The 18,420-nt window shown below is 64.0% G+C and carries 16 protein-coding genes and 1 pseudogene; 3 read left to right on the plus strand and 14 right to left on the minus strand.

The features are described from left to right. Window positions 1-93: 93 nt before the first annotated feature. Window positions 94-2,166 carry a TonB-dependent siderophore receptor gene (locus BHE81_RS08260; RefSeq protein ID WP_023301825.1) on the plus strand — a complete coding sequence of 691 codons (2,073 nt, stop codon included), beginning with the start codon at window positions 94-96 and terminating at the stop codon, window positions 2,164-2,166. Between the two features lie 227 nt (window positions 2,167-2,393). Here BHE81_RS08260 and BHE81_RS08265 read toward each other — a convergent pair whose 3' ends face one another. The 7 genes and pseudogenes from BHE81_RS08265 to BHE81_RS08295 all read right to left on the minus strand — a co-directional run bounded on the left by BHE81_RS08265 (window position 2,394) and on the right by BHE81_RS08295 (window position 9,410). Next, window positions 2,394-3,167 carry an ABC transporter ATP-binding protein gene (locus tag BHE81_RS08265; RefSeq protein WP_002908439.1) on the minus strand — a complete coding sequence of 258 codons (774 nt, stop codon included), beginning with the start codon at window positions 3,165-3,167 and terminating at the stop codon, window positions 2,394-2,396. Then, a complete protein-coding gene (locus BHE81_RS08270; protein ID WP_023301824.1) occupies window positions 3,161-4,156 on the minus strand; it encodes an ABC transporter permease in 996 nt (331 codons plus the stop codon). Before BHE81_RS08270 ends, BHE81_RS08265 begins: the two co-directional genes overlap by 7 nt. Then, window positions 4,137-5,174, minus strand: coding sequence for an ABC transporter substrate-binding protein (locus BHE81_RS08275; protein WP_023282699.1), 1,038 nt, complete (start codon window positions 5,172-5,174; stop codon window positions 4,137-4,139). The genes BHE81_RS08270 and BHE81_RS08275 overlap by 20 nt, the downstream gene beginning before the upstream one ends. Next, a complete protein-coding gene (locus BHE81_RS08280) occupies window positions 5,171-6,133 on the minus strand; it encodes an ABC transporter substrate-binding protein (RefSeq protein WP_023342760.1) in 963 nt (320 codons plus the stop codon). Before BHE81_RS08280 ends, BHE81_RS08275 begins: the two co-directional genes overlap by 4 nt. Window positions 6,134-6,138: 5 nt before the next feature. Next, window positions 6,139-7,290 (minus strand): acyl-CoA dehydrogenase family protein, encoded by a 1,152-nt coding sequence (locus BHE81_RS08285; RefSeq protein WP_004151831.1) that lies wholly within the window; start codon window positions 7,288-7,290, stop codon window positions 6,139-6,141. Continuing rightward, window positions 7,277-8,372 (minus strand): annotated as a pseudogene (locus BHE81_RS08290) (LLM class flavin-dependent oxidoreductase). The gene BHE81_RS08285 and the pseudogene BHE81_RS08290 overlap by 14 nt, the downstream one beginning before the upstream one ends. A gap of 144 nt (window positions 8,373-8,516) precedes the next feature. Beyond that, window positions 8,517-9,410: a LysR family transcriptional regulator gene (locus BHE81_RS08295; RefSeq protein WP_023342759.1), complete on the minus strand. Its 894-nt coding sequence runs from the start codon at window positions 9,408-9,410 to the stop codon at window positions 8,517-8,519. 106 nt (window positions 9,411-9,516) lie between these two features. Between BHE81_RS08295 and BHE81_RS08300 the strand changes: the two genes are divergently transcribed. Continuing rightward, complete coding sequence (locus BHE81_RS08300; protein ID WP_023301821.1) at window positions 9,517-10,119, plus strand: cysteine dioxygenase type I; 603 nt, start codon at window positions 9,517-9,519, stop codon at window positions 10,117-10,119. Between the two features lie 5 nt (window positions 10,120-10,124). After that, window positions 10,125-11,705, plus strand: coding sequence for a rhodanese homology domain-containing protein (locus BHE81_RS08305; protein WP_004215159.1), 1,581 nt, complete (start codon window positions 10,125-10,127; stop codon window positions 11,703-11,705). A gap of 12 nt (window positions 11,706-11,717) precedes the next feature. Here BHE81_RS08305 and BHE81_RS08310 read toward each other — a convergent pair whose 3' ends face one another. The 7 genes from BHE81_RS08310 to mhpB form a co-directional block, all read right to left on the minus strand. Continuing rightward, window positions 11,718-12,443 carry a polyphenol oxidase family protein gene (locus BHE81_RS08310; protein WP_009307636.1) on the minus strand — a complete coding sequence of 242 codons (726 nt, stop codon included), beginning with the start codon at window positions 12,441-12,443 and terminating at the stop codon, window positions 11,718-11,720. Window positions 12,444-12,545: 102 nt separating this feature from the next. Beyond that, complete coding sequence (mhpT, locus tag BHE81_RS08315; protein ID WP_004148691.1) at window positions 12,546-13,742, minus strand: 3-(3-hydroxy-phenyl)propionate transporter MhpT; 1,197 nt, start codon at window positions 13,740-13,742, stop codon at window positions 12,546-12,548. A gap of 75 nt (window positions 13,743-13,817) precedes the next feature. Continuing rightward, window positions 13,818-14,834 carry a 4-hydroxy-2-oxovalerate aldolase gene (gene mhpE, locus BHE81_RS08320; protein ID WP_023301819.1) on the minus strand — a complete coding sequence of 339 codons (1,017 nt, stop codon included), beginning with the start codon at window positions 14,832-14,834 and terminating at the stop codon, window positions 13,818-13,820. Then, a complete protein-coding gene (gene mhpF / locus BHE81_RS08325) occupies window positions 14,831-15,781 on the minus strand; it encodes an acetaldehyde dehydrogenase (RefSeq protein WP_009307632.1) in 951 nt (316 codons plus the stop codon). Before mhpF ends, mhpE begins: the two co-directional genes overlap by 4 nt. After that, window positions 15,774-16,580: a 2-keto-4-pentenoate hydratase gene (mhpD, locus tag BHE81_RS08330; RefSeq protein ID WP_002908598.1), complete on the minus strand. Its 807-nt coding sequence runs from the start codon at window positions 16,578-16,580 to the stop codon at window positions 15,774-15,776. Before mhpD ends, mhpF begins: the two co-directional genes overlap by 8 nt. 10 nt (window positions 16,581-16,590) lie before the next feature. After that, a complete protein-coding gene (mhpC, locus tag BHE81_RS08335) occupies window positions 16,591-17,457 on the minus strand; it encodes a 2-hydroxy-6-oxonona-2,4-dienedioate hydrolase (RefSeq protein WP_004151837.1) in 867 nt (288 codons plus the stop codon). 17 nt (window positions 17,458-17,474) lie between these two features. Further along, entirely contained in the window at window positions 17,475-18,419 is a 945-nt protein-coding gene (gene mhpB / locus BHE81_RS08340; protein WP_023301818.1) for a 2,3-dihydroxyphenylpropionate/2,3-dihydroxicinnamic acid 1,2-dioxygenase, read from the minus strand. Window position 18,420 lies beyond the last annotated feature (1 nt).

Genomic DNA, 18,420 nt, shown 5'->3' on the forward strand with positions numbered 1-18,420 from the left:
GAGAAACAGATAATGACTCAACCCCATGTCGCCTGCAGGACGTTGCCAGGGCGCGCGCTTTTTTCGCTTCTTTTTTTAGCCTCACCGGGATTAATGGCCGCCGACAATCGCGCGGCGAAAAGTACTAACGACGCGGAAGAGACCATCACCGTAGTGGCCGACGGCGCGCAGCAAAGCGCCACAAGCGGCTATCAGCCGCTCAGCTCCGCCACCGCGACGCTAACCTCGATGCCGCTGCTGGATATTCCCCAAGTGGTCAATACCGTCAGCGATCGGGTTCTCGAAGATCAGCACGCCACCTCACTCGATGAGGCGCTGTATAACGTCGCTAACGTGGTGCAGACCAACACCCTCGGCGGTACCCAGGACGCCTTTACCCGCCGCGGCTTCGGCGCCAACCGCGACGGCTCGATCATGACCAACGGCCTGCGCACCGTGCTGCCGCGCAGCTTTAACGCCGCCACCGAACGGGTGGAAGTCCTGAAGGGGCCCGCCTCGACGCTGTACGGTATCCTCGACCCCGGCGGGCTGATCAACGTCATCACTAAACGGCCGGAGCGGCAGTTCTCCGGTTCGGTTTCCGGGACCTCCACCAGCTTTGGCGGCGGCACCGGCAGCGTCGACATCACCGGCCCCATCGAAGGCACAAATCTGGCGTACCGACTGATCGGCGAATATCAGAATGAGGATTACTGGCGCAATTTCGGTAAAAACAAAAGCAGCTTTATCGCCCCTTCCCTGACCTGGTTTGGCGAGCGGGCAACGGTGACCGCGTCCTATTCGCACCGCGACTACAGCGCCCCCTTTGATCGCGGCACTATCTTCGATCTGAATACCGGCCATGCGGTTAACGTCGATCGCAAAACCCGCTTCGATGAAGCGTTTAATATTACCGATGGCTATTCCGATCTCGCTCAGCTCAACGCCGAGTATCGCCTTAACGACGCCTGGACCGCGCGCTTCGATTACAGCTACAGCCAGGATCACTATAACGATAACCAGGCGCGGGTGATGGCCTATGATTCGGCGACCGGCAACCTCACCCGCCGGGTCGATGGTACCCACGGTTCAACGCAGAAGATGCACTCCACCCGCGCCGACCTGCAGGGCAACGTGGTAGTGGGCGGCTTTTATAACGAGCTGCTGACCGGCGTCGCCTATGAGAATTACGATCTGCTGCGCACCGATATGCTGCGCTGTAAGAACGTTAAAGGCTTTAACATCTATCATCCGGTCTACGGCACTCTCGACACCTGTAATACCGTCTCCGCCTCCGACAGCGACCAGCGAATCCAGCAGGAGAGCTATGCCGCATACGTGCAGAACGCGCTGTACCTGACCGACAACTGGATCGCCGTCGCCGGCGTGCGCTACCAGTACTACACCCAGTACGCCGGTAAAGGCCGACCGTTTAACGTCAATACCGACAGCCGCGATGAGAAATGGACGCCGAAAGCCGGCCTGGTCTACAAGGTCACGCCGAACGTCTCTCTGTTCGCCAACGTCGCCCAGTCGTTTATGCCGCAGTCGTCGATCGCCAGCTATATCGGCGAGCTGCCGCCGGAAGAGTCCACCTCTTACGAAGTGGGCGCCAAATTCGACCTGTTAAACGGCATTACCGCCAATATCGCGCTGTTTGATATTCATAAGCGTAACGTGCTGTACACCGAGAGCATTGGCGATGAGACGGTGGCCAAAACGGCGGGCAAAGTGCGTTCCCAGGGCGTGGAAGTGGATCTGGCCGGGTCCATCACCGATAACCTCAGCGTGATCGCCAGCTACGGCTACACCGACGCCAAAGTGCTGGAAGATCCGGATTACGCCGGGAAACCGCTGCCAAACGTACCGAAACATACCGGTTCGCTGTTGCTGACCTATGATATTCATAACGTCTATAACAGCAATACCCTGACCGTCGGCGGCGGCGGCCATGCGGTCAGCAAGCGTTCCGGCACCAACGGCGCGGATTATTATCTGCAGGGGTATGCGGTGGCGGATGTGTTTGCCGCCTATAAGATGAAGCTGCAGTATCCGGTGACGCTGCAGGTGAATGTGAAGAACCTGTTTGATAAGACCTATTACACTTCCTCGATCGGCACCAATAACCTCGGCAACCAGATTGGCGACCCGCGCGAAGTGCAGTTCACGGTGAAGATGGATTTTTAAGCCGGACCATGGCGTCGCGCCGGATATTCATTGCCGGGCGGCGCTGCGCTTGCGCCGGCCTACCTTTCCGTGACATTTGTCGCAGTTCGTAGGCCCGGTAAGGCGCAGCCGCCACCGGGCAAAAACAGGCGCCTGGCGCCGGATGCCCATTGCCGGGCGGCGCTGCGCTTGCACCGGCCTACCTTTCCGTGACATTTGTCGCAGCGCCACCGGGGAATGCGTTCAGCTTACCAATCCGCCTCCTGGCCGAGGATGCGCAATATATCCTGACGATGCTGCAGCAGCTGCGGGTTATCGCGATGACGGGGAAAAGCCAGCGGCAGCGCAAACTCGGCGATAATCCGCCCTGGACGCGGCGACATCACCAGCACCCGCTCGCACAGCAGCAGCGCCTCTTCGATATCGTGGGTCACCAGCAGGCTGGTATACCCCTGCTGCTGCCAGAGGGCGATCAGCTCCCGCTGCATACTGATGCGGGTCAGCGAATCGAGTTTGCCCAACGGCTCGTCGAGCAGCAGCAGACGCGGTTCGTTCAACAAGGCGCGCGCCAGCGCCGCACGCTGTGCCATCCCTCCGGACAGCTGCCGCGGCCACGCCTCGCTGAAGGCCTGCAGCCCGATGCGGTCAATCAACGCGTCTGCCTTCGCCTCCAGCCCCTTTTTCCCCTGCGCCTGCGGGCCCAGCAGCACGTTCTGCCGCACCGTCAGCCACGGATAGAGCGTCGGATCCTGAAACACCAGAATTCGCTCCGGCCCCGGGGCGCCGAGCGCCGCGCCGTCGATCTGCATCTGTCCGCTCTGCGGCGCTTCCAGCCCCGCCAGCAGCCGCAGCAGGGTTGATTTACCGCAGCCGGAAGGGCCCAGCAGCGCCACGCTTTCCCCCGGGCGCAGCTGCAGGCTAATATTCTCCAGCACCGGTACCGTCTGTTTGCCAAGCGTAAACGCATGATGAAGATGGCTGATGGATACCGCCGCGCCGCGCGCTATCGTCTCGGTTACCATTGCATCCCTCCTCGCTGCCAGCTCAGCAGACGGTCACGCAGCATAAATAATCCGCTTATCAGGCCGGAACATAACAAGGCCATCACCAGCAGCGCGGCATACATATTAGGATAGGCCGCCCAGCCCTGGGCCCACTGGAGGTAAAAGCCGATCCCCGACTTCACCCCGACCATTTCGGCGACAATCAGCACCGAAAACGACGCGCCGAGCCCCATAAACAGGCCGACAAAGACGTTCGGCAACGCGGCGGGGATCGCCACCCGCAGGATCAGGAAACGCTGGCTGGCGCCGAGGGTCCGCGCCACGTCGTACCACGCCTTATCAATGCCCATCACTCCGGACCAGGTCAGCACCGTGACCGGGAACCAGGTGCTCAGCGCGATCAAAAACACGCTGGCGCCGAAGCTCGAGGGAAAAATAAACAGGCACAGCGGCAGCAGCGCGGTGGACGGCACCGGCCCCAGCAGACGTAACACCGGATGCACCCAGTAGCCAATCCGTTGCGACCAGCCGATGGCCAGACCGGTGATGAACCCGCTGCTGGTACCCAGCAGCACACCGAGCCCCAGCAGCCCCAGGGAGTGCAGCAGGCTGTCGAGCAGGCGCGGCCAGTCGTCGTGCAGCACCTCGATCAGCGCCTGCGGCGGCGCGAAGAATGGTACCGGCAACACGGCAGTTTTGGCGGTCAGCCCTTCCCAGACAGCAAACAGCACCGGCAGCAGCGCCAGCCACTTGCCGGCATGCAGCACACGCGCGCCGCGCGCCCGCCAGTAGCGATAGCTCAGCGCCAGCAGCAGCAAGCCGCCGCCGAGGGTGAATTGCGCCAGCGCCCAGCCTTCGCTAAACGGCCAGCGCCGCCCGGAGTCGGGCCAGGTAAGAGTAAACAGACCGCCCAGCAGCCACAGCGCGGCGGCCAGCAGCCCTTCTCCCCACAGCGGCGCGCGGCCGGTGGGGCGCGCCAGAGCCTGCTCAGGCGAATACGTTGGCATAGATACTCTCCGCGAACTGATGGGGATCGGTACCCGGCTTGATCACCTGCACCCGCTGCAGGTCGACCGCATACTGCGTCAGCTCTTTCACGAACGCTTCGCCCACCGCGTGATGGCCGTGGCCCTGCCCGTGCAGGATGCCGCTCACCTCCGCTTCACTGGTATTCAGGGCATGGGCGAGGAAGGATTGCGCCACGCTTTCCGGATGCGCAGCGGCATAGCTGTGCGCCTCAAGGATCGCCTGGGTGAGCGCCGCGGCGGCCGGTTTATGGTCCCGCGCCAGGCTCCCGCTCACCCCCAGCACGCAGCAGCTGAGGTTGGCATAATCCCCGGTCATATTGCTGGCGATCAGCTGATACTTACCGGTCTCCAGCAGACGATAGCTAAACGGCTCGCTGCCGCTGATGGCGGCGATTTCGCGCTTGTCCAGCGCCACGCTGAGCAGATCCGCCGGGTAGACTTTCCACTGCACGTCGCTGATCGGGTCGATACCGTGGCGCTTAAGCAGAATGGCGAAGAAGTTTTTATCCGGTCCGGCCATGTCGGTGACGCCGATGGTTTGACCCTTCAGGCTCTCGAGGCCGCCGAACGGCGAGTCTTTAGCCGTCAGCAGGTTCAGACAGCCGCCGTGGGTCCCGGCGGTGAGCTTGACGTCAAAGCCCTGCTCCAGCGCCTTCAGCCAGCGCAGCGCCATCCCCACCCCGGCGTCGGCCTTACCGGTGGCGATCGCCTCCAGCAGCACATCGGTGGAGCTGCCGAAGTTAACAAACTCAACGTCGAGGTTGTATTTACTGAATATCTTCTGCTGCTCGGCGACGGCGACCGGCGCGAGGCATACCGCGCTTTTGTTGATCGCCAGCTTGATCTTGTAGGGCTCTGGCAGGCGCAGCGCCGGATGGGCATCGCCGCCGGCCATGTCCGCCATATCATGAGCCCACAGCGGCAGAGAGACCCCGGCCAGCGCCAGGCCGCCGCTGAGCTGTAAAAAACGGCGGCGGGAAAAAGTGGTTCTGGTCATGGCGTCACCTCGGCGGCGGGCACGCTAAAACGGCGGTCAAAGGTCGGCTTCACGTCCAGCCGGGTGCGGATCAGGCCGTTGGCGAGATAAAAGTCCGCCGTTGCCTGCTGCTGGGCCACTGTTTCCTCGACCAGAGGCTGCCACTGCGACTGGCGGTTGGCAAACTGCGCGCGGGCGATCTCCGCCGGGAAGCGGATGATCTCCCCCAACGTTTTGCCGTAGCTGTCGAGATTGGCGTAGGCCCAGCGCTCGGCGCCGGCCAGGCGCTGGAGATAATCCTGCAGCGCGGCGCGTTTTTGCGGATCGTTAAGCGCGGAATCCGTTGCCGCGAGGAAGGTATTCCCCGGCAGCAGCCCTTTGCCGCTCACCAGGATCTGCCCCTCGTTGGTCTTCACCATTTGGGTGGTGTAGGGCTCCCAGGTCGCCCAGGCGTCCACCGAACCGTTTAGCAACGCCACTTTGGCGTCCACCGGGCCGAGGAACACCCACTGCACCTCCTTCGGTGAAATCCCCGCCTGCTCCAGCGCTTTCAGCGCCACGAAATGACCAATCGACCCTTTACCGGTGGCGATGCGTTTGCCTTTTAAATCAGCGCCGCTTTTTAACGTGCTGCCGGGGGATACCAGCACCGCGGTCCCCGCCGGGTTGCTTTTATCCACGGCAATAGCTTTGACCGGCGCACCGTTGGCCAGGGCGAAGAGCAACGGCGCATCGCCGATGATCCCCGCGTCCACGGCGCCCGCGTTGAGGGCTTCCGCCAGCGGCGCGGCGGCCGGGAACTCGGCCCACTTAATGTCGTAAGGGAGATTTTGCAGGGCGTTGGCCGCCTCCAGCTGCGAACGCATGCCGCCTTTTTGATCGGCGATACGCAGGGTAAGCCGCTCCTGCGCTGTCGCGTAGCCGCCCAGCGCCAGCAGCATCAGCGCGGCCGCCACCCGGCCTGAAAATGATAGACGCATCGTGATTATCCTTGTGATTGAAAGACGAAGTTGCCGGCTGCCAGCCAGGCGCTGTCGCTCTGTGGGGTATGTACCCGTCCGCAGAGCACATTGCGGTAGTGGCGTTCCAGCGGGTTTTGTCGGCTGAGACCATGATTGCCGGTCAGCTCGAGCGCGATATTCACCGCCTGAATGGCGTTGTCGGTGATGGTGACTTTCGCCAGATTGGCCTCGATGGCGGAAAAGCGCAGCGCGGCGGCCTGCTCCAGCAGGCTGCGGTTGACCAGCAGCAGCCCGGCGATCTGCCCGACTTTCTCCTGCACCCGTGGCAGACGAGAGAGCGGATGGCCGAGACCGGCGGGCACCCGCCCCGCCAGCCACCTCACCAGCCAGTCGTGAGCGGCGTGGGCAATGCTGTCATAGATCGCCGCCAGCAGCGCCGTCTGCCGGTTGGCGAACAGGCGAAACGGTTCGGCCTGGGCGGCGGGTGGCGCATCGGTCGGCCAGACATCCACCGCGTGCTCTGCCGCCACCCGCACGTGGTTAAAAATAACTTCATGGCTGCCGGTGGCCCGCATCCCGGCGTGATCCCAGCTTTTCACCACGCTGATGCCCGGGCTGTCGCCAGGCACCAGCCAGGTGCCCACCAGCGGCGGGTTATCATCGCTTCTGGCCCACACCGCCAGCCAGCGCAGCCCTTCAATGCCGGTGGTATAAATTTTATGGCCGCTGATGTCCCAGCCCTCCGCGCGACGGGTCGCCACGGTGTCCGGCAGGCCGCCCCGCGCCGGGGAGCCCAGCTCCGGCTCGACGCGCAGGCTGTTGATGAGGCCACCGTGTTCGACAGCATCGTGAAAAACCTGCTGGCGCAGCGGCGCGTGCCAGGCGTCGTTTTCCGCCAGCCGCAAATGGTGGAGATACTGCATGCAGACGATCAGCGCTGTCGCCGGCTCTCCCCAGGCGATGGCGGCGATGACCTGCTGCAACTGGGCCAGACTGGCGCCCGCGCCGCCGCAGGATGGCGGCACGGCGAGACTTAACCAGCCCCCCGCACGCAGATGGTCGATATTACGCCAGGGAAACTCGCCGCTGGCGTCAAGGCTGGCTGCCTGCTCCGCCATCTGCTGGCGGAGCGCCGTCAGCTGCCGGGCCCAGTCGTCGCGCTCAGGATGGATCACGATGCGCGCTCCGCCACCGCACGCCGGGCGGCTTTTTCCCGGGCGATCGGCAGCAGCGCCCGGCCATAGTCGGCCGCGTCGTTCAGCGGATCGAAGCCGCGGATCAGGAAGTTACGCACCCCGAGGTCGTAGTAGTCGAGCAGCGCATCCGCCACCTGCTCCGGGGTGCCCACCAGCGCGGTGGAATTATGTCCGCCGCCCACCAGCTGGGCGATGCCGGTCCACAGACGTTTGTCTACCACTCTGCCCTGCGCCGCGGTGGCCCGCAGCCGCTGGGCGCCGATGCTGTCCGGTTTGGCTTTGAACCCGCCCCCGCGCTGCGCCGCCTGCTCGGTGGCGACGTGCAGGATATGCTCGGCTTTCTCCCAGGCTTCGGCTTCGCTGTCGGCGATAATCGGCCGGAACGAGACGCTGAAGCCGATATCACGCTGGTGTTTCGCCGCTTCGGCGCGCACCCGCTGGATGGTCTCGCCGGTTTGCGCCAGCGACTCGCCCCACAGCGCGAAGACGTCGGCATGTTTGCCGGCGACGGCGATGGCCGCTTCCGACGAGCCGCCGAAGTAGATGGGAAGATGCGGCTTTTGCAGCGGGCGAATGGCGGACCAGGCCTGCTCGGCCTGATAGAAATCGTTGTGAATATCCACCGGCTGCTCGCTGGTCCACACCTGGCGCACGGTGTCGAGGAAGGCGTCGGTGCGAGCGTAGCGCTGGTCGTGGTCGAGATAATCGCCATCCCGGCGCTGTTCGGCATCGTTGCCGCCGCTGATGATATGCACCGCCAAGCGGCCCCCCAGCAGGTGCTCAAGGGTAGCGAATTTGCGCGCGGCAAGGGTTGGGGAAACAAAACCGGGACGATGGGCCAGCAGGTACTGAATTTTCTGCGTCGACAGTCCCGCCAGGGCCGTCACCAGAAAGCCGTCGGGTTGATCGGACCAGTGGCCGACCAGCAGACGATCAAACCCGGCGGCTTCATGGGTTTGCGCAAAGCGAACGATATAGTCGCGGTCAAAGATCGGCCCCACCGGGGCAATCGTTTCGGAAGAGAGGCGGTGGCCAATCATGCCGAGAAACTGAATGCTCATGAACAACTCCTTGCGTCAGGGTAATGGAGTGGCCGCGACAGCGGCGCTGGTCATTACCCTATACAGAGCGTGTTAATGAGCAAAATGCATTTTTATCATATCTTAATATGCTTAATTAGCATTAAACAAAAATGCATAGTGCTTTCAGTCGGATACGGTCAGCTGCTGCACCACTTTGCTGGCGAAAAAGGTCAGCGGCGGCTGCAGGTTCGCCAGATACTGGGCGTGGATCAGCCACAGTGAGACCGCAGGCTGAAAATCGCTGAGGCTGAGGACCGCGATCTCGTCCCGCCACGGGCTGCTGGCCAGCGCCGCCCTCGGCACCAGACCCAGCCCCAGCCCCTGCGCCACCAGCGCTATCTGCAGCTGCGCGCCCGCGCTCTCGACGTTGAGCGTCAACCGCAATCCCTGGCTCTGCAGCTCGCGAATGAGCCCGGCGCGCAGGCCACAGCCGTCGGGGTTAAGGATCCAGCCCCGTTCGGCGCACTCCAGCAGGGATGACGCGCGCAAATTCAAACGCCGGCCGGCGATCGGCACCACCTCCAGGGGACACAGCAGGCGCCCGCTGTAGCCCTCGGCGAAGCTTTGCTGGGCGGGCCCCATCGCCAGCATGCCGTCCAGCTCGCCGTTTTCCAGCCGGCGCTGCAGCTGTCCGCTCCAGCCGCAGGTGATCTGCGGCGACAGTCCGGGAAACTGCTGGCTCAGCGCCGACAGCGCCGCCGGCAGGGCAATCTCGCTGAGACTCTGCGGCACGCCGAGACGCAGCGCGCCGCGCGGCTCGCCTTCCGGATCCAACAGGCTGTAGAGTTTTTTCGTCTCACGCTTAATGCTCAGACACTGCTCGTACACCCGGTGGCCGGCGGCGGTCAGGGTCAGCGGGCGGGTCTGGCGCTCCAACAGCGTGACGTTCAGCTCCTGTTCCAGACGCTGCAGGCGCCGGGTGATGGCCGACTGGGTGATCCCCAGATATTCCGCGGCCTGATTGAGGGAGGAAAACTGCACCGTGGCCAGCAAAGCGTCGATATCGTCAATGCGCATAGGATCCTTATGTGAAATTTGCATATTAATATATGCGTAAATTGCATTTAAATAATATTAACGCCTCTGTTAGCGTTTTGACCAGTCCCTCTGACAGGAACCGCACATGACTGCACCACGACTGGAAAAATTACGCCATTTCATTCATGAGGTAGACCGCCTGCACCGCGAACACCACCAGGCCGCCCCGCTGCTTGACGCCGTGGCGCAGCGGCTGACGGCGCTGGTGCGTTACGACGACTGGCTGCCGGAAGAGTACACCCTGCCGCATCCGCACCATTACCAGCAGTATCTGCTGCATGCCGACTCCGGGGAGCGCTTCTCGATTGTTAGCTTCGTCTGGGGACCGGGGCAAGCGACGCCGATCCATGACCACCGGGTGTGGGGGGCCATTGGGATGCTGCGCGGCGCGGAGGAAAACCAGCGCTACCAACTGGATGCCGATGGCATACCGCGCGCGCTGGGGGCCGCCACGCTTCTGGAAGCAGGCCAGGTGGAGAAAGTCTCCGCTGACGATGGCGATATTCATCGCGTCAGCAATGCGCTGGCGGATCGCGTCTCTATCAGCATTCATGTCTACGGCGGCAATATCGGCGCGGTGAAGCGCGCCGTGTATACCCCGGAAGGGCAGCAGAAACCGTTTATCTCCGGCTACTCTAACCGCCATTTACCCAATATCTGGGATTCCTCCCGCGAACATCAAGGATAACCACTATGTCCACCTACGCTTATCGCCAGGCCGCCGGGATCCGCCAGGCGCTGCTCGACCGTCGTGAACTGGCGCTGATCGACGTCCGTGAAGAGGCCGATTTCGCCACCGCTCATCCGCTGTTTGCCGTCAATCTGCCGCTCAGCAAACTGGAGCTGGAGGTCCGCCGGCGGATACCGCGCTTCACCACCCCGCTCACCGTCTACGACAACGGCGAGGGTCTGGCGGAGATCGCCATCGAACGGCTGCGGTCCTGGGGCTATCAGGATGTGGCCCTGCTGGCCGAGGGTCTCGCCGGCTGGCGCCGCAGCGGCGGCGAGCTGTTTCAGGACGTCAACTCCGCCAGTAAAGCCTTTGGCGAGCTGGTGGAAAGCGTGCGTCACACACCGTCGCTCAGCGCCCAGGAGGTTCAGGCGCTCATCGACAGCCGGCAGGAGGTGGTGATCGTCGACGCCCGGCGCTTCGATGAGTACCAGACCATGAGCATCCCCGGCAGCATCAGCGTGCCCGGCGGCGAGCTGGCCCTGCGGGTAGAGAGCCTGACGCCCTCCCCGCAGACGCCGGTTATCGTCAACTGCGCCGGACGCACCCGCAGCATCATCGGCACCCAGTCGCTGATCAACGCCGGCGTGCCAAACCCGGTCCATGCCCTGCGCAATGGCACTATCGGCTGGACGCTGGCCGGCCAGACGCTGGCGCACCAGCAACAGCGGCAATACGATCCCTCCGCCCGCGCCTCCGGCGCCCGGGCCGCTGAGGTGGCGCATTTTGCCGAACGGGCCGGGGTGGCGGTCATCGATGAGGCCACGCTGCAACGCTGGCTGCAGCAGAGCGACCGCACCACCTTCCTGTTTGATGTCCGCAGCCCCGAAGAGTACGCGGCGGGTCACTATCCCGGCAGCCTGAGCGCGCCAGGCGGCCAGCTGGTGCAGGAGACCGACCACTTCGCCAGCGTACGAGGGGCGCGCATTGTGCTGCTGGATGACGATGGCATCCGGGCGGCGATAACCGGCTCGTGGCTGGCGCAGATGGGCTGGGAGACGGCGCGGCTGAGCGCGCTGTCGACCAGCCAGTTGAGCGAACGCGGGGTGCCAGCCGCCGAGGTGCCGCCCGGCCCGCAGGCGGAGGAGATAAGCCCGGCGCAGCTGGCGCAACAGCTGGAAGAACCCGGTACGGTGGTGCTCGATTTTACTACCAGCGCCAACTTTGTCGCTCGCCATATCCCCGGCGCGTGGTGGCTAACGCGCTCGCAGCTGCGCCAGGCCCTGGAAGCAATCCCTCCCGCCCAACGTTACGTGGTGACCTGCGGCAGCAGTCTGCTGGCCCGCTACGCGGTGCCGGAGGTGGCGGCCTTGACCGGTAAACCGGTGCAGTTGCTTACCGGCGGGACGCTGGCGTGGATCGCCGCCGGTCTGCCGCTGGCGCATGGCGATAGCGGCCTCGCCGTCGAGCGCCGAGATCGCTATCGTCGTCCGTACGAAGGAACCGATAATTCCGCCGAGGCCATGCAGGCCTATCTGGAGTGGGAGTATGGCCTGGTGGATCAGCTGGCCCGCGACGGCACCCACGGTTTTCGGGTGCTCTAGCGCGAGCCCGCCTCAGGCCTCGCGCATGATCCACGAATACTGAAAGCTCTTCGGCGCCGGAAAATGGGTCCGGCGCCGGTAGGAGCCCAGCGACTGCGGGGTGCAGTAGGTACAACTCCCCAGCCATTCAACGCTCGCCGGCGCCACCCCCGCCTCTGCGAAGATCGCTTCGGCAAAGGCGCGCAGATCAAACCACAGATTATCGCTGCCGCGTGCGGCGGCTTTGAGCGGATCGCTGACCGGGCCCGAACGGGAGTGGAACAGCCGCTGGCGATGGCGGGCCACCCGGTCACCGCCGGGCTGGTCCAGCAGTTGCTGATAGAATCCGGCGGAGACTTCGTAACAGCAGGGGTGAATATACGGCCCCACGGCGATGACCAGATCGGCCAATGCCACCCCCTGCTGGCGAAAACAGGCCAGACTGTTGTCGACAATACCGCTGACCAGCCCCTGCCAGCCGGCATGCACGCTGCAGACGTAGCGACCGTCGCGCGAGGCGATCAGCAGCGGCAGACAGTCGGCGGTCACCACCCCCACCTTTTGCCCGGCTACCGCGGTAAACACCGCGTCGGCGTGCGGGCGCGTCGGCAGCGGCTGCTGATAATGATGAACCTCATTACCATGCACCAGCTTCACCGGAGCCAGCTCGGCATAGGGAAAGGCGGCGGTTTCATGGACATCGAGAAAAGCGTGGCGGATGCCAGGGATCGCATTGAGCAAACGGGAGGTGTAAGCCATAGGGACGATAAGCGTCAGGGAATGATGTCTTACCTTAGGCCAGGGGACGCGGACAGGCAAGGCGGCGGCCCGGCATTTTTTTACCAGACCGCCGGATGCATATCAGACCATGGCCGCGCGCTGCTGGCGATGCATCAGCCAGAACACCGCCACGCCGGCCAGCACAATGCCCGGCGCCGAGGCCGCCATCACCCCGACGGTGCCGGTGCCGAGGGCCAGCATCTTGCCGGCCAGCAGCGGGCCGCTCATCGCCCCAAGACGCCCCACCGCCACGGCGGTGCCCACCCCGGTGGCGCGGATGGCCGCGGGATAAAAAAGCGGCGCCAGAGCGTAAAGCACACTTTGTCCGCCGGTGGCGAACAGCCCGGCGACAAACCCCGCCAGCAGCATGCCAGTCAGCGACGACGCGCTGCCCAGCGCCAGCAGCGACGCCAGAATGCCGCTGTAGATCAGGAGCGACATCCGCAGCGGGGTGAGCTTATCCATTAGCGCCCCCAGCAGCAGCGTGCCGCAGGCGGCGCCGATCTGCAGAGAGAACATCACCCCCGCCGCCTGGCTGGCGCGGAATCCCTGGCCCACCAGCAGCATAGGCAGCCAGTTGATCAGCATATAGACCACCAGCAGGGTGAAAAAATAACCCAGCCACAGCAGCAGCGTAGCGGCGGCCTGGCCCGGGGCAAACAGGGTGCGCAGCGGCACGCTGGCCTCCGCGCGCTGAAACGCCTGCGACTCCGGCAGCCAGCGCATCAGCAATGGGATCAGCAGCAGCGGGACCACGCCGCCAATCCAGAAAATAATCTGCCAGGCCGCGGCGAGACCGGAAAAGCCCAGCGCTGCCGCCAGCGCGGCGCCAATGGGTACGCCGCAGTACATCAGGCTTACCGCCCGGCCGCGGAAGCGTGAGCCAGCGGCTTCCGAGGTTAAGGCAATCAGGTTCGGCAATGCCGCCCCGAGCCCGACGCCGGTGAGCAGGCGCGCCAGCAGCAGCGTCGGGAAGCTCCATGCCAGCGCGGTGGCCAGCGAGAACAGGCCAAACAGCAGCACCGACCCCAACAGAATGCGCTTACGCCCGTGGCGGTCCGCCAGCATGCCGCCCACCAGCGCGCCGGGCAACAGGCCGAGGATCCCGGCGCTGAAGATCCAGCCCATCTGCATTTTATCCAGCGCAAAGGCCTGCGCCATGCCGACGGCGGCGATCCCCGCCGCCTGCAGATCCAGCCCTTCCATCAGGGCCACCATAAAACAGAGCCCGATGGTGACCACCAGGCGCGAGGGGGTTGCAGTCGTTATCTTGGTCATAGGGTACCTTGGCGATAGCCGAACAAACGGAGCAGGTGACTGGCGGCTGATGCTTTGTCAGCCGCACGTTCTTAGTTATTTATTGCGGTTAAGCAGATCCAGCGCGACGTCGACGATCATATCCTCCTGGCCGCCGACCATCCGCCGCTTGCCCAGCTCGACGAGAATATCCACCGCGCTGAGGCCATAGCGCTTGGCCGCCGCTTCGCTGTGGCGCAGGAAGCTGGAGTAGACTCCGGCGTAGCCCAGCGCCAGCGTTTCGCGGTCGACACGCACCGGGCGATCCTGCAGCGGCCGCACCAGCTCATCGGCCGCGTTCATCAGGGCGTAGAGATCGGTGCCATGCTGCCAGCCGAGCTTGTCGGCGGCGGCAATAAACACCTCCAGCGGCGCATTGCCCGCCCCCGCCCCCATCCCGGCCAGGCTGGCGTCAATGCGATCGCACCCCTCTTCCACCGCGACGATCGAGTTCGCCACCCCGAGGCTCAGATTATGGTGGGCATGCATCCCGGTGGCGGTCTCCGACTTCAGCACCGCCTTCAGGGCGCGGAAGCGGTCGCGAATGTCGTTCATGTTCATCGCCCCGCCGGAATCCACCACATAGATACAGGTCGCGCCATAAGATTCCATCTTCAGCGCCTGCTGCGCCAGCGCCTGCGGGGAGATCATATGGCTCATCATCAGAAAACCGACGGTGTCCATCCCCAGCTCGCGGGCAAAGGCAATATGCTGCGCGGCGACGTCCGCTTCGCTGCAGTGGGTGGCGACCCGCACCACCCGCGCCCCGGCCTGATACGCCGCTTTCAGATCGTGCAGCGTGCCGATGCCCGGCAGCAGTAAGGTGGCGATTTTCGCCTGGCTGACCGCCGCCGCCGCCGCTTCAATCCACGCGATGTCGCTGTGGGCGCCAAAGCCGTAGTTGAAGCTGGATCCCTGTAGGCCATCGCCATGGGCCACTTCGATGGAGTCGACCCCGGCCTTATCCAGCGCGCTGGCGATCTGCTGTACCTGCGCCAGGGAATACTGGTGACGAATAGCGTGCATACCATCGCGCAGCGTCACGTCCGAGATATAAAGTTTTTTACCGTTCATGCTGTCGCTCCCGCCGCGCTGTGCATTGCCCCGGCCATTTGCTCCGCCGTCGCCAGCGCCGCCGAGGTCATAATATCGAGGTTGCCCGCGTACGCTGGCAGATAGTGCGCCGCCCCTTCCACTTCGAGGTAAACCGCGGTTTTCAGGCCGGAAAAACAGCCGACGCCGGGCAGGTTGACCGGCTTATCCTCGGGGATAACCTCAAACTGCACCTGCTGCTTCAGCCGGTAGCCTGGGACGTAAGCCTGCACCGCTGCCGCCATTTCGGCGATCGAGGCGGCAATCGCCTCCTGCGACGCCAGCTCGCTCAGGACGTAGACGGTATCGCGCATCATCAGCGGCGGCTCCGCCGGGTTCAGTACAATAATCGCTTTGCCCTTGCCCGCCCCACCGACTTTTTCAATCGCCTGCGAGGTGGTTTCGGTAAATTCGTCAATATTGGCCCGCGTGCCCGGCCCGGCGGATTGGCTGGCGATCGAGGCCACAATCTCCGCGTAATGCACCTTCGCCACTCGCGAGACCGCGGCGACCATCGGGATGGTCGCCTGCCCGCCGCAGGTCACCATATTGACGTTGCCCTGATGGAGATTGTCCGCGAGGTTGACCACCGGTACGCAGTACGGGCCAATCGCCGCCGGCGTCAGGTCGATAACGCGGATCCCCGGCTTCGCTTCGCGCAGCGCGGCATCGTTTTTGATGTGCGCCCCGGCGCTGGTGGCGTCAAAAACAAAATCGATGTCGGCAAATTCCGCCATCTGCATCAGGCCGCCCACCCCTTCGTGAGTGGTCGCAACGCCCAGGCGCCGGGCGCGGGCCAGGCCATCCGACTGCGGGTCGATGCCGACCATCACCGCCATCTCCAGATGCTGGCCGTGGCGCAGGATTTTAATCATTAAATCGGTGCCGATATTCCCGGAGCCGATAATGGCGACTTTACGTTTACGCATCACGATCTCCTTCTCCGGCGGCAACGAAGCGTGCCGCGACTGAGCCAATACCTTCGATATGGGCGACAAAGCTGTCCCCCTCGTTAATCGTCACCATCGGGCCTAACGCCCCGGTCAGCACGATATCCCCCGCCCGCAGCGGTTCGCCGAGACTCGCCAGCTTGCGCGCCAGCCAGACTGCGGCGTTCAGCGGATGCCCCAGACACTCGCTGCCGCGGCCGCTGGAGACCAGCTCCTGGTTGCGGGTCATGTGCATGGCGCACTGCTTCAGATCCAGTCCCGCCGGACGCTGCGCCGGGCCGCCAATGACGTACAGGCCGCAGGAGGCGTTATCGGCGACGGTGTCGACAAAGCCGATTGACCAGTCGCGAATGCGGCTGCCCACCACCTCCAGCGCCGGCAATACCCATTCGATGGCGTTATACAGTTCATCAAAAGTGGTATCGGCATGCGGCAGATCCTGCTTCAGCACCAGGGCGATCTCGGCCTCCACCTTGGGCTGCAGCACGCGGCCAAACGGCACCTCGGCGTTGTCGCCGTAGCACATGTCGGCAAACAGGGTGCCGAAGTCCGGCTGATTGACGCCCAGCTGCTGCTGCACTTTGGGATGGGTCAGGCCCACCTTGCGGCCCACCACCCGCCGGCCATGGGCCACATGGTGCTGGACGTTCAGGCGCTGGATGGCATAGGCGGCGTCGGCATTGTCGACGCCGAGAATATCGCGCAGCGGGGCGATCGCCTGGCCGCTCTGTTCCGCGTCGCGGAGCTGCCGGGCCAGCGCGTCAAGAGAAAAAGTCATCATTTACTCCTTAAGCCCGTGCGAGGAAATTGAGCACCAGCTGATTAAAACTGTCGGCATGTTCCCACTGCGCCCAGTGGCCGCAGTCGCGGTAAATATGCAGTTCCGAACCGGCGATCCCGGCGAGCAGGCGCAACCCGGCGTCCATCGGCACGAAGCGGTCATTGCGTCCCCAGACGATCAGAGTTGGCGCGCTGATTTCGCCCAGCCGCGGGCCAAAGTCAGGAAACTGCTTCGGGTTGGCTTCGAGGCTCTTGACGAAGTTGTCCAGATGGTCGCGGCGCGACAGCATATTGTTGAGACGCGCCTCGAACAGCGCCTCGGTGAGGTCGCGGGTGTCGAAGACGAAGATGCTCATCATCTTTTTGAGGTTTTCAATGGTCGGCTCGCGGTACAGGGCGTTCAGCAGCTTGATGCCCTCGGTCGGCATCGGCGTGAACAGGCTCATACCGCCGGTCCCCCCGCCCATCAGCACCAGCTTTGCCACCCGCTCCGGCCAGCTCAGGGTGAAGGCCACCGCGCTATGGCCGCCCATCGAGTTGCCCAGCAGATGGACTTTATCGATCCCCAGCTGATCGACCACGCTTTTCAGAATGCGGGCGTTGAGATCCGAACGCGAGCCGCTGTTGACGATAGCATCGCTTTTGCCCCACCCCGGACAGTCGAGGAGTAGCACGCGATAGCCCGCCTCGACCAGCGGGTCAATATTGCGGCTGAAGTTGGCCCAGCCGGTGGCCCCCGGCCCGGAGCCGTGCAGCATGACCACGGTCTCTTTCCCGTCGCCGCAGTCATTGATATGGATACGCAGCGTGCGGCCCCCCTCGTCGACATTGAGGAATCGGCTGGTGGCGGCTTCAGTTTGCGGTTGATAGCTCATGTTAGTCTCCCGGTTAATCAAATCTCGATGGTGGCGCTCAGCGAGCCGAATCCGGCGATCCACTCGGGGATCGGCCGGTAATAGCGGCCTTCACTGCGCCAGCGGCCAAAAGCGGATAGCGCGGCAAAAGCGGCCACCCAGGTCTTAATTTCGTGCGTCGATTTGCCGGCCATCGCCGACAGCTCGTCATTGCCGATCGCGTCCAGTTCGCTCAGCCGCCCCTGCTCCAGCAGGCTCATAAAGCGGTTGTCCCAGACCGGGTTGAGGGGATGGAGCGAGTGCGGGTCTTCGGTAAACCGTCGGGCGGCGCTGATCACCCGCTGCTGGCGCAGCGCACGTTCGTCCGGCGGCAGCTGTTTGCCGCCGCCGAGCAGGCGATCGCGCAGATGGGCGTCGGCCTTCGCCAGCTCCGGCACCGGCGGCTGGTGCGAGAGTCCGCCCGAGCCGAGGATCAGCACCCGCTTATTGAGGGTATTGAGAAAGCGGCCCATCGCCTCGCCCAGCAGCCGGGTGCGTTGAAAACCCGGCAGCGGCGCGGCGACGCCGTTAATAAACACCGGCAGCACCGGCACGCGGTCCAGGCCACCCAGCAGAAACTCCAGCGGCTGGGCGAAGCCATGGTCCACCTGCATGTTGTACGACACCGCCAGGTCGATACCGCTGTTGAGGATGGCGTGGGCGCAGGCTTCCGCCAGCTCGGCGGGCACCGGCAGGTCGCCGGCGGCGCTGGCGAAGTCGCCAATCGCGGTGGCGCCGACCCCGAGGCAGAACGGCGGCATCACGTCATAGAAAAAACCGTTGTAGTGATCGGGAGCGAAGAGCACCACCAGCTCTGGATCGAATTCAGCGATCCGCCGCCGGGCGTCGGCAATCACCCGGTTCACTTCATCGAGGACCGCCTGCTCCGGGTCCACGAATCCCACCAGCGGAGTGTGGGAGAGACAGTGCAAATAGGCATGCATA

Origin of the sequence: Klebsiella sp. AqSCr, assembly GCF_008452795.1 — a bacterium.
GTDB classification, from domain to species: Bacteria; Pseudomonadota; Gammaproteobacteria; order Enterobacterales; family Enterobacteriaceae; genus Klebsiella; species Klebsiella pneumoniae.

Coding starts and splice junctions, on each gene's coding strand:
- BHE81_RS08300 (WP_023301821.1), top strand. CDS start 9,517: ATGACTGCACCACGACTGGAAAAATTACGCCATTTCATTCATGAGGTA.
- mhpT (WP_004148691.1), bottom strand. CDS start 13,742: ATGACCAAGATAACGACTGCAACCCCCTCGCGCCTGGTGGTCACCATC.
- mhpF (WP_009307632.1), bottom strand. CDS start 15,781: ATGCGTAAACGTAAAGTCGCCATTATCGGCTCCGGGAATATCGGCACC.
- BHE81_RS08260 (WP_023301825.1), top strand. CDS start 94: ATGGCCGCCGACAATCGCGCGGCGAAAAGTACTAACGACGCGGAAGAG.
- mhpC (WP_004151837.1), bottom strand. CDS start 17,457: ATGAGCTATCAACCGCAAACTGAAGCCGCCACCAGCCGATTCCTCAAT.
- BHE81_RS08310 (WP_009307636.1), bottom strand. CDS start 12,443: ATGGCTTACACCTCCCGTTTGCTCAATGCGATCCCTGGCATCCGCCAC.
- mhpD (WP_002908598.1), bottom strand. CDS start 16,580: ATGACTTTTTCTCTTGACGCGCTGGCCCGGCAGCTCCGCGACGCGGAA.
- BHE81_RS08280 (WP_023342760.1), bottom strand. CDS start 6,133: ATGCGTCTATCATTTTCAGGCCGGGTGGCGGCCGCGCTGATGCTGCTG.
- mhpB (WP_023301818.1), bottom strand. CDS start 18,419: ATGCATGCCTATTTGCACTGTCTCTCCCACACTCCGCTGGTGGGATTC.
- BHE81_RS08305 (WP_004215159.1), top strand. CDS start 10,125: ATGTCCACCTACGCTTATCGCCAGGCCGCCGGGATCCGCCAGGCGCTG.
- BHE81_RS08270 (WP_023301824.1), bottom strand. CDS start 4,156: ATGCCAACGTATTCGCCTGAGCAGGCTCTGGCGCGCCCCACCGGCCGC.
- BHE81_RS08295 (WP_023342759.1), bottom strand. CDS start 9,410: ATGCGCATTGACGATATCGACGCTTTGCTGGCCACGGTGCAGTTTTCC.
- mhpE (WP_023301819.1), bottom strand. CDS start 14,834: ATGAACGGTAAAAAACTTTATATCTCGGACGTGACGCTGCGCGATGGT.
- BHE81_RS08265 (WP_002908439.1), bottom strand. CDS start 3,167: ATGGTAACCGAGACGATAGCGCGCGGCGCGGCGGTATCCATCAGCCAT.
- BHE81_RS08275 (WP_023282699.1), bottom strand. CDS start 5,174: ATGACCAGAACCACTTTTTCCCGCCGCCGTTTTTTACAGCTCAGCGGC.